Source organism: Curtobacterium sp. TC1, assembly GCF_019844075.1.
Classification (GTDB): Bacteria; Actinomycetota; Actinomycetes; order Actinomycetales; family Microbacteriaceae; genus Curtobacterium.
The window spans coordinates 2,077,306-2,093,731 of sequence record NZ_CP081964.1; the positions used below are offsets into that span (position 1 = coordinate 2,077,306).

16 protein-coding genes are annotated in these 16,426 nt (G+C 74.5%); 4 read left to right on the forward strand and 12 right to left on the reverse strand.

Annotation, left to right across the window (positions count from 1 at the left end; all coding sequences use genetic code 11):
- Positions 1-8: 8 nt before the first annotated feature.
- Complete coding sequence (locus KZI27_RS10965; RefSeq protein ID WP_222657679.1) at positions 9-422, forward strand: SIP domain-containing protein; 414 nt, start codon at positions 9-11, stop codon at positions 420-422.
- Between the two features lie 135 nt (positions 423-557).
- On the forward strand, positions 558-1,058 hold the full coding sequence (locus KZI27_RS10970; protein ID WP_111084072.1) for a Dps family protein: 501 nt from the start codon (positions 558-560) through the stop codon (positions 1,056-1,058).
- A gap of 237 nt (positions 1,059-1,295) precedes the next feature.
- On the opposite strand, the gene KZI27_RS10975 is transcribed toward KZI27_RS10970, so the two are convergent.
- The 5 genes from KZI27_RS10975 to KZI27_RS10995 form a co-directional block, all read right to left on the reverse strand.
- Positions 1,296-1,958, reverse strand: coding sequence for a response regulator (locus KZI27_RS10975; RefSeq protein WP_123312664.1), 663 nt, complete (start codon positions 1,956-1,958; stop codon positions 1,296-1,298).
- A complete protein-coding gene (locus KZI27_RS10980) occupies positions 1,955-3,172 on the reverse strand; it encodes a sensor histidine kinase (RefSeq protein ID WP_222657680.1) in 1,218 nt (405 codons plus the stop codon). Before KZI27_RS10980 ends, KZI27_RS10975 begins: the two co-directional genes overlap by 4 nt.
- Positions 3,169-3,927, reverse strand: a complete 759-nt coding sequence (locus KZI27_RS10985; protein ID WP_222657681.1) for a DedA family protein — start codon at positions 3,925-3,927, stop codon at positions 3,169-3,171. The genes KZI27_RS10980 and KZI27_RS10985 overlap by 4 nt, the downstream gene beginning before the upstream one ends.
- Before the next feature lie 93 nt (positions 3,928-4,020).
- Positions 4,021-5,586, reverse strand: coding sequence for a D-glycero-beta-D-manno-heptose 1-phosphate adenylyltransferase (gene rfaE2, locus KZI27_RS10990; RefSeq protein WP_261783868.1), 1,566 nt, complete (start codon positions 5,584-5,586; stop codon positions 4,021-4,023).
- Complete coding sequence (locus KZI27_RS10995) at positions 5,583-6,998, reverse strand: aldehyde dehydrogenase family protein (RefSeq protein WP_222657682.1); 1,416 nt, start codon at positions 6,996-6,998, stop codon at positions 5,583-5,585. Before KZI27_RS10995 ends, rfaE2 begins: the two co-directional genes overlap by 4 nt.
- Before the next feature lie 184 nt (positions 6,999-7,182).
- Between KZI27_RS10995 and KZI27_RS11000 the strand changes: the two genes are divergently transcribed.
- Positions 7,183-8,241, forward strand: a complete 1,059-nt coding sequence (locus KZI27_RS11000) for a glycosyltransferase family 9 protein (RefSeq protein WP_261783869.1) — start codon at positions 7,183-7,185, stop codon at positions 8,239-8,241.
- Positions 8,242-8,494: 253 nt separating this feature from the next.
- On the opposite strand, the gene KZI27_RS11005 is transcribed toward KZI27_RS11000, so the two are convergent.
- Genes KZI27_RS11005 through KZI27_RS11035 form a run of 7 tightly spaced genes read right to left on the reverse strand, consistent with a single transcriptional unit; the run spans position 8,495 to position 15,291 of the window.
- Positions 8,495-9,199 (reverse strand): SDR family oxidoreductase, encoded by a 705-nt coding sequence (locus KZI27_RS11005; protein ID WP_222657684.1) that lies wholly within the window; start codon positions 9,197-9,199, stop codon positions 8,495-8,497.
- 36 nt (positions 9,200-9,235) lie between these two features.
- Positions 9,236-10,603 (reverse strand): PfkB family carbohydrate kinase, encoded by a 1,368-nt coding sequence (locus KZI27_RS11010; RefSeq protein WP_222661321.1) that lies wholly within the window; start codon positions 10,601-10,603, stop codon positions 9,236-9,238.
- 47 nt (positions 10,604-10,650) lie between these two features.
- Entirely contained in the window at positions 10,651-11,271 is a 621-nt protein-coding gene (locus tag KZI27_RS11015) for an SIS domain-containing protein (RefSeq protein WP_123312657.1), read from the reverse strand.
- A complete protein-coding gene (locus KZI27_RS11020; RefSeq protein WP_222657685.1) occupies positions 11,268-12,599 on the reverse strand; it encodes a glycosyltransferase in 1,332 nt (443 codons plus the stop codon). The genes KZI27_RS11015 and KZI27_RS11020 overlap by 4 nt, the downstream gene beginning before the upstream one ends.
- Positions 12,596-13,597 carry a glycosyltransferase gene (locus KZI27_RS11025; RefSeq protein WP_222657686.1) on the reverse strand — a complete coding sequence of 334 codons (1,002 nt, stop codon included), beginning with the start codon at positions 13,595-13,597 and terminating at the stop codon, positions 12,596-12,598. Before KZI27_RS11025 ends, KZI27_RS11020 begins: the two co-directional genes overlap by 4 nt.
- Before the next feature lie 54 nt (positions 13,598-13,651).
- Complete coding sequence (locus KZI27_RS11030) at positions 13,652-14,728, reverse strand: glycosyltransferase family 9 protein (RefSeq protein ID WP_261783870.1); 1,077 nt, start codon at positions 14,726-14,728, stop codon at positions 13,652-13,654.
- Positions 14,725-15,291, reverse strand: a complete 567-nt coding sequence (locus tag KZI27_RS11035) for a D-glycero-alpha-D-manno-heptose-1,7-bisphosphate 7-phosphatase (protein ID WP_222657687.1) — start codon at positions 15,289-15,291, stop codon at positions 14,725-14,727. Before KZI27_RS11035 ends, KZI27_RS11030 begins: the two co-directional genes overlap by 4 nt.
- Before the next feature lie 101 nt (positions 15,292-15,392).
- On the opposite strand from KZI27_RS11035, the gene KZI27_RS11040 reads away from it, so the two are divergent.
- A complete protein-coding gene (locus tag KZI27_RS11040; protein ID WP_222657688.1) occupies positions 15,393-16,385 on the forward strand; it encodes a glycosyltransferase family 9 protein in 993 nt (330 codons plus the stop codon).
- Positions 16,386-16,426: the final 41 nt, after the last annotated feature.

The window sequence follows — 16,426 nt, forward strand, 5'->3', positions numbered from 1 at the left end:
GTTGCAGCATGGCACGGACCCGGCGACAGCCCACCGAACGCATCCTCATCGCCGGCGGCGTCGAGGACCTGTCGGAGATCCGCCGCCAGCTCGAGGACCTGCCGGAGAACGCGTACGGCCAGGTCTTCGTCGAGGTCGCCCTCGACGAGCAGGTCCGCATCCTTCCCGCTCCGCCCCGCGTGACCGTGACGTGGCTGGTCCGCAGCGCCCGCGCCTCCGCCGTGTCGCCGCTCGTGTTCGCCGACCACGGTGAGGCACTCGCGCACGCCCTGACCGGGTGGGCCGCCGAGTGGTGCGTCGCCGACTGCGAACCGCGCACGAGCGTCTGGATCGGGTGCACCGAGAGCCCCTGGGTCGAGCGCGCGCGGTCCGTCGTGCAGATCGAGCTCAGCGACGCCGGTTTCGACACCCTCGTCGGCTGACCGCCGCCGGTAAGGGCAGCCTCTACTTCCTTGCGGCATACAAGGGAAGGGGGCATGGTTGTGACCATCGGCAGCACCGAACTGGTCAGGACAGGCCCAGCGATCCGGTGTGACCACGACGCAGGAGGTTCAGACATGACCACGACCACCACCAGCACCACGACCACCACGTCCCCGTTCTCGACGACGCCGGAGCTCGCCGCCGGAGTGGCACAGTTCCTCGCCCCCGTCGTGATCGACCTCGAGGCACTCGTCGTCAACGGCAAGCAGGCGCACTGGCACGTCCGGGGCCGCAACTTCGTCGGCGTGCACGAGCTCCTCGACGACATCGTCGAGCACGCCCAGGCCTACGCCGACACCGCCGCGGAGCGCATCGTCGCCCTCGGCCTGCCGGTCGACTCGCGCATCGCGACCGTCGCCGCCAACACGACGCTGCCGCCGCTGTCGCAGGGCTTCCAGAACTCCGACGTCACCATCACCGAGGTCATCGCCCAGATCGACGCGGCCCTGCTCCAGGTCCGTCGCGCCGTCGAGGGCCTCGACGAGGTCGACCTCAACAGCCAGGACGTCGTCATCGAGATCGAGCGCGGCCTGACGAAGGACCGTTGGTTCCTGCAGGCGCACCTCGCCGCCTGAGTCGCGACCACCCACGGACGGGAGGCCCGGTGCCAGCTGGCACCGGGCCTCCCGTCCGTCTGCGGCCCCGTCCGCCCACCGCGACCCGCGTCGACCCGGTGCGTCGCCGACGAGCGCGCGACACGCCGCTGGCGCGACGCCGAGGTTCCACGGATCGACGTTTCGGCGCGCGAGATGTGCAGATTTCGGAACCTCAGGGGACGTGAGCGGCGCGCCTGGACGGACGGGCGCGACGCGTCAGCCCAGCGGGCGGACCAGGCCGGCCTCGTACGCCAGCACCACGGCGTGCACCCGGTCGCGCAACTGCAACTTCGCCAGCACCCGCCCCACGTGGGTCTTGACGGTCTGCTCCGCGATGAACAGGTCGCCCGCGATCTCGCCGTTCGACCGCCCGCGCGCCATGAGCAGGAACACGTCGCGCTCCCGGTCGGTCAGGACGTCGAGCACCTCGGTGCGCGGAGCGGCGGTGACCGGTCCGGCGACGAACGCCTCGACCAGGTGCCGGGTCACGCGCGGAGCGAGCAGCGCCTCGCCCGCAGCCACCGTGCGCACCGCCGCGACGAGCTCGTCGGCGCTCGCGTCCTTGAGCAGGAAGCCGCTCGCCCCGGCCCGCAGGGCGTCGAACACGTAGTCGTCGATGTCGAACGTCGTCAGCATGACCACGCGGACCGGTCGGTCCGTCGGCGCCGCCGTGATCCGTCGCGTCGCCTCGATCCCGTCGAGTTCCGGCATCCGGACGTCCATCAGGATCACGTCCGGCTGCAGCCGGATCGCCGCGACCACCGCTTCGGCACCGTTCGCGGCCTCGCCCACGACCTCGACGTCGTCCTGGGCCTGGAGGATCGCCCGCAGTCCCATGCGGAACATCTGCTGGTCATCCACCACCATCACCCGCGTCATCGGCTTCCCCCGCCGGCTGCCGGCACGCGGACGGGCAGGGTCACCACGACCGTGAAGCCGCCGTCCGCCACGGGGCCGTGGTCGATCGTGCCGTCGAGCGCGGTCACCCGCTCGCGCATCCCGGCGAGGCCGAAGCCACCGTCGTCGGGTGGTGCGGCCGGCACGGTGCCAGCTGGTGGAGGGGTGTTGGCGACCTCGACCCGGAGACGCGTGTCGAGCCTCCTGACCGTCACGACGGTCGACGCGCCGGGCGCGTGCCGGGCGACGTTGCCGAGCGCCTCCTGCACGACCCGGTAGACCGTGAGCTGTGCGAGCCGGTCGACGTCGTCGGCGACGTCGATGTCGAGCTCCACCGGGATGCCGGCTGCGCGCGTGGCCTGCACGAGCGCGGGCAGGTCGGTGAGGTCCGGCTGCGGCGCGCGCTCGGCGGCGGTGTCCCCGCGCAGGGTGCCGAGCAGCTGGCGCATCTCGCGCAGCGCCGTGCGCGAGGTCTCGGCGATCGCGGCGAACTCGGCGCGGGCCTCCTGCGGCAGGTCGGCCACCCGGTACGGGGCCGACTCCGCCTGCATGTGCACGACGGACATGCTGTGCGCGACGACGTCGTGCAGCTCGCGGGCGATCCGGGAGCGCTCCTCGACCGTGCGGCGCCGGGCCTGCTCGAGCTCGGCGTCGCGGCGGGCGGCGACGAGCTCCTGGCGGATGCTGCGCCGCTGCCCGATGACGACGGCGGCCGCGGCGACCAGGAGCGTGTCGCCGGCCGACACGACGAAGCTCGTCGCCCACACGGCGGGCTGATCCCAGCGGCCCGGCGTCACGGCGACGAGCAGCAGGGGGAGCACGGTGGCGACGGCCCACACGATCGCGGTCAGCCGCCAGGTCGAGCGGACCCCGAGCACGACGAGCAGGACGCTCAGGCCGATGATGCCGGTGACCGGGATCGGCCACGGGCTCGTCTCGACCGGGGCAGTGAGCAGGCCGAGCGCGACGAGTCCGACCAGGTGGACCGCGGCGGCGGTGCGGGGGACGAACGGGGCGATGCCGATGCTGACCGCGAGCACTGCCGACACGAGCAGGGAGAGCGGGACGGCGACGGCGTAGTGCACCGAGGTCACCGGGGCGGCGACGCTGAACAGGGACACCACCGAGACCACGAGTGCGATCCGGGTCGCCAGCGGCAGCCAGGTCGGTCGCGGGCGGAGCAAGGCGGTGGTCACGGTCGGACGATCTCTCCGGTGGGGACGATGCGGGGTGTGGCGGACGGGGCGTGCGCGACCGGTGTGGTGCTCGCGGTGGACACGTCGGTCGCGGGCACCCCGGTCGCGGGCATCCCGGTCGTGGGGACGATCGCGGCGGCCGCTCGGGCGGCACGGGCGTCGCGCCTGCGGCTGATGCTACCGATGACCCGGTCGACCGCGATGCCGAGGACGCCCGCGACCACCATCGACACCAGGGCGGCGACGAGCGGCTCGTGCAGCACCTGCGACGCGGCCAGGGCGATCCCGACCGAGGTCGCAGACCACGCCGTCCCGGCGATCGCACTGATGGCGAGGAAGCGACGGTAGGGCAGCCGGGTCGCCCCGGCGGTCGTGTTCACCGCGACCCGGCCGACGGGGATGTAGCGGCCGACCAGGATCAGGCTCGCGGACCGGCGCTGCATCTGCCGCTCGGCGAACGCGAACGCCGCAGCGATGCGCGGCCGTCGGGACTGCGCCAGGCGGTCGAGTCCGATCCGGCGGCCGATCCAGTACGCCACCGAGTCGCCCGCGATCGCCCCCACCGCGGCGGCCACCAGGACGCCGGCCAGGACGGGCTGGCCGGACGTGGCAGCGATGGCGGCGACGGCGACCAGGGCCGACTCGCTCGGGACCGGCGGGAAGAAGCCGTCGACGAAGCACAGGGCGACGAGCACGACGTAGACGAGCGGACTCGCGGCCAACTCGACGACGAACGGGGTGATCTGGTCGAACACGGCGATGCTCCCTCCGCCGACGGACCTCGTCGACGGGTTCGACGCTACGGAGCGCCACGAGCGCTGCCATCCCGCCGGGGTCTCGACGACCCCCTACTGCGGTATGACCTTTCCCTCGGTGGTCCCCTCGGGGTCGGTCGCGGCTGCGGGCGCGGTGGTCGCGGCGGCCGGCACGGCGGACCCGGCCGACGCCGCCGCGGCTTCGCGGATGCGCCGGACCACGGCCGTCGTGGAGTGCTCGGGGACGTAGTCGACCATGACGACCTCGCCGCCGTACCCGCGGACGACCGACGTCTCGCGGAGCATCTCCGGCGAGTAGTCCCCGCCCTTGACGTAGACCTCGGGTCGCAGCCGTTCGATGAGCGGGATCGGGGTGTCCGTCGCGAACACCGTGACCAGGTCGACGCAGGCGAGGGCGGCGAGCACCCCGGCACGGTCCTCGGCCGGGTTGATCGGTCGCTCCGGGCCCTTCAGCCGGCGCACCGAGTCGTCGTCGTTCAGCGCCACGACGAGCAGGTCGCCGAGGTCACGGGCCTGGCGCAGGTACGTCGTGTGTCCACGGTGCACGACGTCGAAGCAGCCGTTCGTGAACACCACCCGGCGCCCGTCCTGGCGCGCTCGTCCGACCGCGACCGCGAGCTCGTCGTGGTCGACGACGGTGGCTGCCGGGGCCGCCACCGAGGCGAGCAGGGCGGCGGCGCTGCACACCGACGTGCCGGCTTCACGGACGACGACGTCGGCGGCGGCCTGCGCCACCGACACCGCGTCGCGGACGGACGCGTCGACGGCGAGTGCCACCGACGCGGCGGCGCAGAACGTGTCGCCGGCTCCGGAGGCCTGCTGTTCCGAGGCCGGGACCGCACGCGTGCGGTAGCCCTCGTCCGAGCCGCGCTCGAGCAGCACGGTGCCGTCGCGGTCGAGCGTGACGACGGCCGCGCGGGCACCGGTGCGGGCGAGGACGTCGGCGCGGGCGTCCACGACGGCGGCCACCCGGTCGGCACCGGTCCCGAGGTCGTGGCCGAGCAGCTGTGCGGCCTCGCCGGCGTTGGGCGTGACGAGGTCGGGTCGCAACGACGCCCAGCGGGGGAGGTCGTGCGCGTCGACGACGATCGCGCCGGGGCGGTCGCGGTCCAGCACCGGCACGACGTCCTCGGCCCGGACGCCGAGCCCGTAGTCGCAGACGACCGCGGCGTCGGCGCACCGGATCGCACGGGCGACGGCACGCGCCAACCGTTCGTTGTGCTCGGCGGTCGGGGTGCCGGCCAGGTCGTCGACCCGGACCACGACCCGGTCGCCACCGACCACGCGGGACTTCGTGGTGGTGCGCGCTCCGGTGATCTCGACCAGGAACGAGGTGTCGACGCCCGCGGTCTCGAGCCGTTCGCGCAGGACGTCGCCGGCCTCGTCGTCGCCGATGAGTCCGACCATCCGGACACGGGCACCGAGGGCGCGGGCGTTCACCGCGGTGTTCGCGGCGCCACCGGGCACCGCGATGGTCTCGGTGACCCGGACGACGGGTGCCGGTGCCTCGCGCGAGACCCGCTCGGCCTCGCCGACGGTCCACCGGTCGAGGATGCAGTCGCCGATCACGACGACGAGCGGCTCGCGGTCGTCGATCGTGGCGACGAGGTCGCGGACGAGCCGGACGTCGACACTCACTTCGTACCGCCGGTGGTGCGTGCGGGTGCGGGCTCGAGGTGGACGACCGTGGTGGTGGTCAGCTCGTCGAGCAGGTGCGGGCCGTACCCGAAGCCCGCTCCGGACGCGCCGCGCGGCTGGGCGCTGCCGCCCGGTGCGCCGCCGAACACCGCGTTGACCTTCACGGTGCCGACCGGCAGCTCGGCTGCGGCGCGCAGGGCGTGGCCGGTGTCGTTCGTCAGGACGGTCGCGGCGAGGCCGTAACGGTCTGCGGCGGCGAGCCGGAGTCCCTCGTCGAAGTCGTCGACGACGCGGACCGGCGCGATCGGGCCGAAGGTCTCCTCGGTCATCACGAGCATGTCGTCGGTGCAGTCGGTGAGCACGGTCGCCGGGTAGAACGTCCCGACACCGTCCGGGGTGACCCCGCCGGTCCGAGCCGTCGCGCCGCGCTGCACGGCGTCGTCGACGTGGGACTGCACGGTGCTGCGGAGCCGCTGGTCGACGAGCGGACCGTAGGTGTCCGCGGGTGCGGCCGTGCGACGCTCCGCCTCGGCCACCAGCGCGGCGACGAAGGGCTCGGCGACGTCGCGGTGCACGTACACGCGCTCGACGCTGGTGCAGATCTGCCCGGTGTTCGCGAACGCGCCGAGCGCCACCTGGGCGGCGGCCCACTCCGGGTCGACGTCGGCGTCGACGAGGACCGCGTCGTTCCCGCCGTTCTCGCGGACCACGTGGGCTCGGGTCGCGACGGCGACCTCGGACAGTCGGTCCCCGGTCGCGGTGGACCCGACGTGCGCGTAGACGTCGATGCCGTCCTGGGCGAGCAGCAGCTCGCCCGTGGACCCGTCCCCGTCGACGCCGACGAGCACGCCGTCGGGCAGGACCTCGGCGAGCAGGGCGTTCAGGCGGGCGATGGTGGCGGGGGAGCGCTCGCTGCCCTTGTGGACCACGGTGTTGCCCGTGACGATCGCTGCGCCCAGGATGCCGCACGCCACGGCGACGGGGTCGTTCCACGGCGTCAGGGCGAGCACCACGCCGCGGGGGTGTGGGACCGCCCAGTCGGCGGCACCGAACTGGCCGCGCAGGGCCTCGCCACGGTGCACCGGTCCGAGTTCGGCGTACTGCACCAGGGTGCCGACGCCCGCGTCGACCCCGCCGAGTGCGTCACCCGGCACCTTGCCGGTCTCGCGGGTGTTCAGGTCGGCGAGCTCCTGCGCGTGCGCACGCACGTGCTCGGCCGCCGCGCGCAGGAGCGCGCCGCGCTCGGCCGGTGCGGTGCGCGCCCACGGGCCGGCCGCGGCCCGGGCGCGGGCGACGGCGTCGCGGACCTCCGGTTCGGAGGCACGGGGCACGGTCGACGCGACCGTCCCGTCGACGGGGTCGGTCACCACCAGGTCCGTGGTGGCGTCGGCAGCAGCGGGTGCGATCGTCATGGTGTCCTTCCGGAGGGCGGGCGGGAGTCAGACGCTGCTCGGACTCCTCTGTGTGCGGTCTCGGCATCGCGCTTCGTGTCCATCGACGGCCCTCCGCAGCCCGGTGCTGGACGTGCCACCGGCGTCCGACCGGTAGACGGGAGTCGTGCAGCAGATCGGTGTGGGCGGAGAACGGTTCGACGGCGTGACGGAGATCGCAGTGCTCCGTGGTGGCGGTCTCGGTGACCTGATGTTCGCCGTGCCCGCACTCGAGGCACTCGCGGCGGCGTACCCGGACGCGCGCGTCACCCTGCTCGGCACACCCGCCGCTGCAACGGTCCTCCGTGGGCGGACCGACGCCGTCCACGCCTTCGAGGAACTCCCGATCGCGCCGGGCGTCCGCGACTCCGGCGACGGGGCGCCCGACGCCGAGGACTTCGTCGCGCGCCTGCACGGACGGTTCGACCTCGCGGTGCAGCTGCACGGTGGCGGCCGCAACTCGAACCCGTTCCTGCTCCGGCTCGGCGCCCGGCACACCGTCGGCACCGCGACCGAGGACGCCGAGGTCCTCGAGCGCTGGGTCCGCTACGTCTACTACCAGCACGAGGTGCTCCGTGCACTCGAGGTCGTGTCCCTCGCCGGGGCCGTGCCCGTGACGCTCGACCCCCGGGTGCGCGTCGCCGTCGACGAGCAGGCAGCGGTCCGCGAGCGGTTGGGCGTCACCGGGGACGGCGCGCGACTCGTCGCGATCCACCCCGGCGCGACCGACCCGCGTCGGCGCTGGAGCCCGGACCGGTTCGCCGCCGTCGCCCGCGCCCGTCTCGAGGCCGGCGACGACGTCGTGCTCGTCGGTGACGCGTCGGACGTGCCGGCGGCGACGGCCATCGTCGACGCGCTGCCCGCCCACCTCACCGGCCGGGTGCACGACCTGACCGGCACCGTGCCGCTCGGGCAGCTGCCGGCCGTGCTCGCCGCCGCCGACGTCATGGTCGGCGACGACTCGGGGCCGCGGCACCTGGCGGTCGCCGTCGGGACGCCCACCGTCGGCGTGTTCTGGTTCGGGAACGTCGTCAACGCCGGACCGTTCGATCGTGGGCGCCACCGCGTGCACCTGTCGTACGTCACCCGCTGCCCGGTCTGCGGGGTCGACGTCACGCAGGTGGGCTGGACCGCCGAGCGCTGCGCGCACGACCCGTCCTACGTCGACGAGGTCGACCCGCAGCCGGTCCTCGACGACGTGGCCGACCTGCTCCGCACCGTCTGAGGCACCGTGCGCACGTCGCCACCCGGTGTGCGGTTGGCCGCACCGTGCGGCGCTGCAGGCGCGCACCACGCCGTCAAGCCGGCACCAGACGACGCAAACCGCACCGTGCAGGCGACGTCACGGGACGGACGGACGGGAGGCACAGCATGCGACCGGCACCGCGCCTCCCGTCCGGCGTCCGCGAACGCGACAGATCCCTGCGAACGTTCCGCAGCGATCTGTCGCGTTCGCGAGGTGGACGGGGCCGCCGGCCCTACGGCCAGCTGGGCTCCGTCGCGGGCATGATCGACAGCTCGCGGATCTCGCAGCCGGCCGGCTGCGACAACGCGAAGATGATCGAGTTCGCGACGTACTCCGGCTCGATCAGCTGCGCGTCCGGCCCCGGCTTGTACTGCTCGGTGCGGTCGGCGAAGAAGTTCGTCCGCATGCCGGCCGGGATCACGTTCGTGACGCCGATGCGGCCGGCGGTCTCGGCTGCCAGGGCCTGTGAGAACCCGCGGACGCCGAACTTCGACGCCGAGTACGCGGTGCCGTCGCCGACGCCGCGCAGGGCCAGCGACGACGAGATCGTCACGACGCGACCGTGGCTCGCCTCGAGCGCGGGGAGTGCTGCCCGGACCACCGAAGCGGTGCCGATCAGGTTGACGGCGACGATCTTCTCCCAGTTGCCCGACGAGATCGCGTCGATCGGTGCGGGCGTGTCGATCCCCGCGGCGGTGACGACGGCGTCGAGTCCGTCGTGGCGCTCGGCGGCCTGACGGACCGCCTGCTCGACCGCGTCGGTGTCCGACACGTCGACGGCCACGGCGTCGATGCCCTCGGGCACCGCGTCGACGCGCAGGTCGAGGACGATCGGGGTGCCGCCGGCCTCGGTGACCGCGGCGACGACCGCCGCGCCGAGACCGGAGGCACCGCCGGTGACGAGGACGCGGCCGATGGGGGTGGTGGGGACGGGCATGGACTTCCTTCCGTAGGGGCGTGGATCGTGTCGGCCTCAGCCGACGTGTTCGAGGGCCGCGGCGAGCCGGGTCGTCGAGCGGCCGGGGTGGAACGGGACGGTGACGACGCGTCCGCCCCACTCGGCGAGCGTCTCGGCTTCGGGCAGTTCGCTCGCGGTGTAGTCGCCGCCCTTCGCCCAGACGTCCGGCCGGAAGCGGCGCAGGGCTTCGTCGGGGGTGTGCTCGTCGAACACGACGACGGCGTCGACGCAGTCCAGGGCGAGCAGCAGTTCGACCCGGTCGTCCTGCGTCATGATCGGCCGGTCGGGTCCCTTGAGCGCCCGGACGGAACTGTCCGAGTTGAGGCACACGACCAGGCAGTCGCCGAGCGCCCGAGCCGCGGACAACGTGCGGGCGTGGCCGGCGTGCAGCAGGTCGAAGCAGCCGCCCGTCGCGACGACGGTGCCGCCGGCACTGCGCACGTCGTGCACGGTGCGCAGGGCGTCGCGGTCGGCGCCGGGCACCGGGAGCGGAGCCGCGCCGACGTCGGCGAAGAGCGCCGCGACGCCGCCTGCCGCGAGGTACTCGGACGCGGCGACCACACCGGCGGAGACGGCATCGGGCACGTCCGCTCCACCGGCCAGCGCGACGGCGACCCCGGCGGCGAGTCGGTCGCCGGCACCGCAGGGGTCACCGGCGCTGACGGAGGGCGCCGGGACGAAGCGGCTGTCGCCCCGGGCATCGGCGAGGAGTGCCCCACGGTCGCCCATCGTCACGGCGACCGCGCCGACCTGCCACTGCTCGACGAGCCGGGCTGCAGCGACCGTGGCGAAGGGCACGCCGTGCCCCTCGACGTCGGTGAAGCGTCGTGCCTCGGCGGCGTTCGGGGTGGCCACGGTGATCCCGGCGACCGGTGCGGCGCCCTTCGGGTGCGGGTCCCACACCACGGGCGTGCGCTCGGCGACCCGTGCCAGCGCGTCCCGGAGGGCCGGGACGGCGGCGACCCCGCGGCCGTAGTCGGCGACGACGACCGCGTCGACGTCGTCGAGGGCGGCGGTCATGGCGTCGGTCGCCTCGGGGACGGGCGGGGTCGCGCAGCCCTCGTCGATCCGGACCAGGGCGTGGTCGACGACGCGCACCCGGGTCTTCACCGGTGTCGGTGCGCCGGACGGGCCGGCGACGACGGTGACGTCGGGGAGCAGGTCGCGGATCTCCTGCGCGCGGGCGTCGTCGCTCAGGACGGTGACCAGGGTGACGTCGTGCCCGTCGCGCGCGAGCATCGTGGCGACGAGTCCGGCACCACCCGCTCGGCGGTCGTCGGTGGTGACGTCGACGACGGGTACGGGCGCGTCCGGGCTGAGCCGTTCGCTCGTGCCGGCCACGTCGACGTCGAGCAGCGTGTCGCCCACGACGGCGATCCGCAGGCGACGGCCGGTGGTGCGGTGAGGTGCCGACGACTGCGGCTGTGTCGTCATCGTCGTCCTCCACGGTGCAGTGCGGGCTCCATCGCCCGGCACAGGGCGTGCACGAGCACGAGCTGCGCCTCCTGCACGTTGGCGGACGGGCCCTCGATGCAGATCGCGTCGTCCACCGCGTCGGCCAGCGGGTTCGGTCGCGGTCCGGTCAGTGCGATCGCACGTGCACCGACGGCGCGGGCGGCCTCGGCGGCGCGGAGCAGGTTCGGGCTCTTGCCGCTGGTCGACAGCAGCACGACGACGTCGCCGACCCGGGCGTGCGCCGACACCTGGCGGGCGAACACCTGGTCGAACCCGTAGTCGTTGCCGATGGCCGTGACCGCCGACGTCTCCGCGTGCAGCGAGATCGCCGAGTAGGCGGGGCGGTCGCCGTCGAACCGACCGGTGAGCTCCGAGGTCAGGTGCTGCGCCTCGGCGGCGGATCCGCCGTTGCCGGCGGCGAGCAGCCGTCGGCCCGCGACGAGCCGGCCGGCGATGTCGTCGGCCCAGGCGGCGATGTGGTCGTGGTGGTCGACGAGCGACGCGATCACGGGGACCGAGGCGGCGACGTGGTCGAGCACGATGCGTGCACTCGCGGTCGTGTGCTCGTCGATCCCGGGCTGCTGGTCGATGGTCATCGGGCGGTCCTCTCGGTCGGCTGTGCGGCACGGGTGACCCGTCCGGCGTGGGTGGCGGTGCGCTGCGGTGCGCCCGCGGGTGCGGTCGGTGCGGCCACGGCGACCGCACCGGCCAGGAGCCGCTCGTAGACGCGCTCGCTGTCCGCGGCGACCTTCTGCCACGTGTACCGGGACTCGGCGCGTGCGCGGCCGGCCCGGCCGAGTGCCTCGCGGCGGTCGGGGTCGTCGAGCAGGGCGCCGACGGCGGCAGCGACCTCGGCCTCGTCGCGCGGCGGGACGTGCAGCCCCGTGCCGTCCTCGACGACGGTGTCGATGAGCCCGCCGACGCTCGACGCGACGACGGGTCGTCCGCAGGCCATCGCCTCGAGTGGCACGATGCCGAAGGGCTCGTACCAGGGGGCGCAGACCACGACGTCGGCACTCCGGTAGACGGCGGGCATCTCGTGCTGCCCCAGCTGGCCGCGGAAGGTCACGTGGTCACGGACCCCGAGCGTCCGGGCGAGGGCGTCGAGCCGCTGGTACTCGGGGTCGTCCACCAGGTCGGCCCCGGCGACGCCGGCACCGCCGACGACGACGAGTTCGACGTCGCGGCCCTGGGCGACCAGGGCGGCGAGCGCCGCGATCGTCGTGCCGACGCCCTTGCGCCGCACCAGGCGCGACGCGGTGAGGACCCGCTGTGCACGGCCGCGCTCCTCGACGGGTCCGTCCGGGCGGAACAGCGACACGTCGACGCCGCACGGCACGACGGAGATGCGCTGCAGGGGGACACCGAGTGCCTTGAGTTCGAAGGCCTCGTCGGAGCACGTCGCGACCACCTGGTCGGCACTCCGCCCGACGGCCGGTTCGAGCCACTCGCGCTCTGCGGGACTCGTGTCGGCCGACCCCTGGTGTCGACGCTTCACGACGCCGAGCGCGTGGAACGTCTGCGCGACGGGGATGCGGGTGCCACCGGTCCGCGCCTGCACCTGCGCGACGGCGTCGAGCGCCGCGTGCCCGGACATCCAGAAGTGGGCGTGCACGACGTCGGGCCGGTCGACGAACCACTCCGCGGCGAGCACCGACGCGAACGTCCCCATGAACGGGAACAGCTCGTCCTTCGACACGTGCCGCGCGGGTCCGGCGTCGACGTGCACGACCTCGACGCCGGGGCGCAGCGGGACCCGGACGGGCTGCGCCGCGTCGTCCCGCCGCGTGTAGACGGTCACCTGGTGTCCGCGGTCGGCGAGCGCTCCGGACAGTTCGGCCACGTGGACGTTCTGTCCACCGGCGTCGACACCGCCGAGCACGGCGAGTGGACTCGCGTGCTCGGACACCATCGCGATCTTCATCGGGGGCTCCCCTCGAGGGCGGCCGCGGCCACCCGGTTGCGTCCGGTGCCACGGGTGACGGCGTCGTCGAGCAGCTCGTCCCAGTCGGCGGTGAAGCGGCCGAGCGCGTGTCGTGCGAGCACGGCCTCGCGGGCCACGGCGCCCCGTCGGCGTGCCTCGTCGGGGTCTTCGATGAGGATCCGGGAGGCGCGCACCAGCTCCTCGACGTCCGTCGCGATCGCACCGGCCTCGCCCGGGACCGTGCGGGGCACGTCGGTCGAGGCCAGCACCAGGACGGGCATGGCCAGGTGCATCGCCTCGAGGAGCGAGAGCCCGAGCGAGGTCCACCGGTTCGGGTGGACGTAGGCCCGTCGTTCGGCGAGTGCGGCGTGCATCGGGTCGGCCTGGACGTCGCCCTGCGCGACCACGCGGTCGCCGAAGCCGAGTTCCGGCAGTCGTTCGGTGCCCATGCCCCAGACGTCGACGGGCGCCACGGCCGCGAACCGGGGGAGCAGATCGGTGCCGACGACGCGGTTCCGGCGGACGGGCTCGTTGATGACGACGCCGAGGCGTTCGAGTGAGCCGGTGTACAGCGGCCCGGGGTCGACGACCCCGTGCTCGACGACGGTGGTGCGCGTGGTCCCGCAGTCCCACATCAGCGCGTTCCAGTGCGTGACGTGCGCGATGGTCAGGTCGTCGCGGTCGCGGAACGGGTGCAGGCTGTTCGGCACGTCGACCCGGGGGGCGTTGTGCTCGACGAAGACGATGGGCACGTCGCGACCGCCGAGCAGGCGCTTCGCTGCGTCGAGCTCCTCGGTGCGCTGCAGGACGACGACGTCCACGTCGGCGTCGGCGACGTCGGCGGGGTCGATCTCGATCGCGGACGCCGGCCAGGCGCGGCCACCGCGGCCGAGGCCCCAGGCGTCGCGCGCCGGCGTGGTCGGGATCAGGTACTCGTGCGGGCCGCGGACGAAGGCGTCCATCCAGCCACCGTGCACGTGCCACACGAGGATGCGCATGCGGAGCCTTTCGGGTGGGTCGGGCAGGAGGAGAAGGAGAAGCAGTGGCGGACGCTACGCAGCGCCTTCTGGGGCGCTCCGCAGACTTCTCGGTTCCATCCGAGAAGCGCGGTCGAGCAGCCGTCCGTGGGCTGCGAGGACGTCCTCGGTGCGCACCGTGGACAGGCACGGGTGGCCGGCGACGGGGCACTCCCGCGCCCGGCTGAGACGGCACGGTGCGGCCTGGTCCCCGAGGAGTTCGACCAGCGGTGCGTACGGCGCCCACTTGACCGCGGGGACGACCGGCGAGAACAGGCTGACGATCGGAGCCCCGACCGCAGCGGCGAGGTGCGCCGGGCCGGTGTTGCCGACGACGACGACCTCGGCGCCGGCCAGGACGGCGGCGAGCTCGGCGGGCGTGGTCCGGCCGCCGAGGTCGACGGCGGTGTCGCCGGCGACGGCGGCGGTGAGGTCGCGTTCGCCGGGGGAGCCGGTCACGACGACGGGCACGCCGCGCTCGGCGTAGGCGGCGACGAGCTCCCGGTGGTGCGACTCCGGCCACGACCGGGCCGGCACGCTCGCACCGGGGTGGACGACCACGTACCGCTCCAGCCCGGCCACGGATGGTGGTGCGACGGCGTCGTGGCGGACCACGAGCCTCCCGTCGTCGTCCGGCGGCAGCCGGAACCCGGCCGCCGCGGCGATCCGCAGCGCACGCTCCGGCTCGGGGAGGTCCTCGGGGAGGTCCTCGCCGGGCCGGAGCCGGACGTCGAGCAGTGCGCCGGGGTGGTCGACCGACGCCCCGGACACGCGGGGGACCCCGGCGAGACGCAGGAGCAGCGCCAGCGGCAACGGCGACTGGTGGAACGAGGTGAGGACGACCGCTTCGTCGGGGCGTTCCTCGGCGACGAGCGCACGGAACTCGTCGAGCACGGTGTCGTCGATCGGCCGCGCGGTCTCGGTGACCCACGGCGCGGCCCACACCCGGACCCGGTCGACGCCGGGCAGCAGGTCGGCCGCCGGCGCGCCCTGCGGCCCGCACAGCATCGTGACGTGCGACGCCCCGGCGGCGACGGCGCGGACGGCGGGGCCGGCGACCAGGACGTCGCCGAAGGAGTCGAGGCGCGCCACGAGGACGCGGGGACGGCTCACGCCCGATCCGTCTCGACGAGTGACGGCTCGGCCGCCGCGATCACGAGGTCGACGGCCTCGGCCAGGGTCCGCGCGACCGTGTCGGCGGCGTCGACCTCCTCGGGTCGCGTGCGCGGCGTCGGCACGAGCAGGCCCTGCGCCCCGGCGGCCCGGGCGGCCATCACGTCGGCGCCGATGTCGCCGACCACCACGAGTGCCTGCGGGGGGACACCGAGTCGCTCGGCCGCGTCGAGCACCATGCCCGGGCGCGGCTTCCGGCAGGCGCAGTCGTCGGCGGCGTCGTGCGGGCAGACGCACCAGACGTCGAACGGTCCGACGAGCTCGTCGACCCGGTCGTTCGTCGCGTCCACCTGCGCACGGGTTGCGAGGCCCTTCGCGATCGCGGACTGGTTCGTGACCACGCCGAGCAGCAGCCCCGCGGCGCGGGCCCGCTCCACGGCACGACGAGCGCCGGGGACGGGGACCACGAGCCGAGGGTCGGCGTTGTACGGGACGTCCACGACGAGGGTGTCGTCGCGGTCGAAGAGCAGGCCGCGGATCACGCGGTCCGGTGCGAGGGACATGCACCCGGAGTACCGGGGAGCCGCCGGGCGCCGCCCCAGGAACAGCCGGGGAACGCGTTCGCTGCCGACGCGACCAGCGCACAGCGCCTACCGTCGCGGTCGTGACCGCCCTCGAGACACTCCCCGACGCCGACGGACGCCCCGAACTCGTCGTCCTCCGCGCCATCAAGCTCGGCGACCTCCTGGTCGCCGTCCCCGCGCTCCGTGCCCTGCGACGGGCCTTCCCCGACCACCGGATCACCCTCGCCACGACCGCGTGGCTGGCTCCGGTCGTCGAGCTCGTCCCGGCGGTGGACGTCCACCTGGCGCAACACGGCCTCGACCACCCGATCGCCGTCCCCGCCGGCACGGTCGACATCGCGGTGAACCTGCACGGCGCCGGTCCGGAGTCGTCCGACCTGATCACCGCCCTCCAGCCCCGCCGGGTCATCGGGCACGCGGACCCCACCCGCGGCTACGAGGGCCCGGAGTGGCGGTCCGACGTGCACGAGCGCGACCGCTGGGCGGACCTGCTCACCTGGCACGGCGTACCCGCCGACGCCGACGACGTGTCCCTCGCCCGTCCGGCGGCCCCGCCCGTCGTCGCCGACGCCGCCGTCGTGCACGTGGGCGCCTTCCACGGGGCGCGGCACTGGCCGACGGACCGCTTCGCCGACGTGGTGCGTGGGCTGCGGGACCGCGGTGCCGACGTGGTCCTGACGGGAGGCGCGGACGACGTCGTCCGGGCTCGTGCCGTCGCGGACGCGGCCGGCCTGGCGCCGGGGGCGGTGCTGGCCGGCTCCCTGGAGTTGCAGGACTTCGCGGGGGTGATCGCCGCGGCGCGCCTCGTCGTGACCGTCGACACCGGTGCCGCGCACCTCGCGACCGCCTACGGCGTGCCGTCCGTGGTGCTGTTCGGGCCGGCGCCGCCGGAGGCGTGGGGACCCCCGGCATCCGGCCCGCACATCGTCCTCACGGACGCATCGGTCCGGCGCGGCGACGTCTTCGCCGAGGATCCCGATCCCGCCATCCTCGCCGTCGGGGCGGACGACGTGCTCGCCGCGGTGGACCGGCTCGGCGTCCTCGCGGTGACCGCACAGGCGACCGACCGGTAGCGTCGACCGAGAGCCACCCGGACCCTCCGGGCACTCGGAAG

What these genes read in the sequence shown, in the direction of transcription:
- KZI27_RS10975 (WP_123312664.1), bottom strand. Translation starts at nt 1,958, where the DNA reads ATGACGCGGGTGATGGTGGTGGATGACCAGCAGATGTTCCGCATGGGA.
- KZI27_RS11025 (WP_222657686.1), bottom strand. Translation starts at nt 13,597, where the DNA reads ATGCGCATCCTCGTGTGGCACGTGCACGGTGGCTGGATGGACGCCTTC.
- KZI27_RS11015 (WP_123312657.1), bottom strand. Translation starts at nt 11,271, where the DNA reads ATGACCATCGACCAGCAGCCCGGGATCGACGAGCACACGACCGCGAGT.
- KZI27_RS10970 (WP_111084072.1), top strand. Translation starts at nt 558, where the DNA reads ATGACCACGACCACCACCAGCACCACGACCACCACGTCCCCGTTCTCG.
- KZI27_RS11005 (WP_222657684.1), bottom strand. Translation starts at nt 9,199, where the DNA reads ATGCCCGTCCCCACCACCCCCATCGGCCGCGTCCTCGTCACCGGCGGT.
- KZI27_RS10995 (WP_222657682.1), bottom strand. Translation starts at nt 6,998, where the DNA reads ATGACGATCGCACCCGCTGCTGCCGACGCCACCACGGACCTGGTGGTG.
- KZI27_RS11020 (WP_222657685.1), bottom strand. Translation starts at nt 12,599, where the DNA reads ATGAAGATCGCGATGGTGTCCGAGCACGCGAGTCCACTCGCCGTGCTC.
- KZI27_RS11035 (WP_222657687.1), bottom strand. Translation starts at nt 15,291, where the DNA reads ATGTCCCTCGCACCGGACCGCGTGATCCGCGGCCTGCTCTTCGACCGC.
- KZI27_RS10965 (WP_222657679.1), top strand. Translation starts at nt 9, where the DNA reads ATGGCACGGACCCGGCGACAGCCCACCGAACGCATCCTCATCGCCGGC.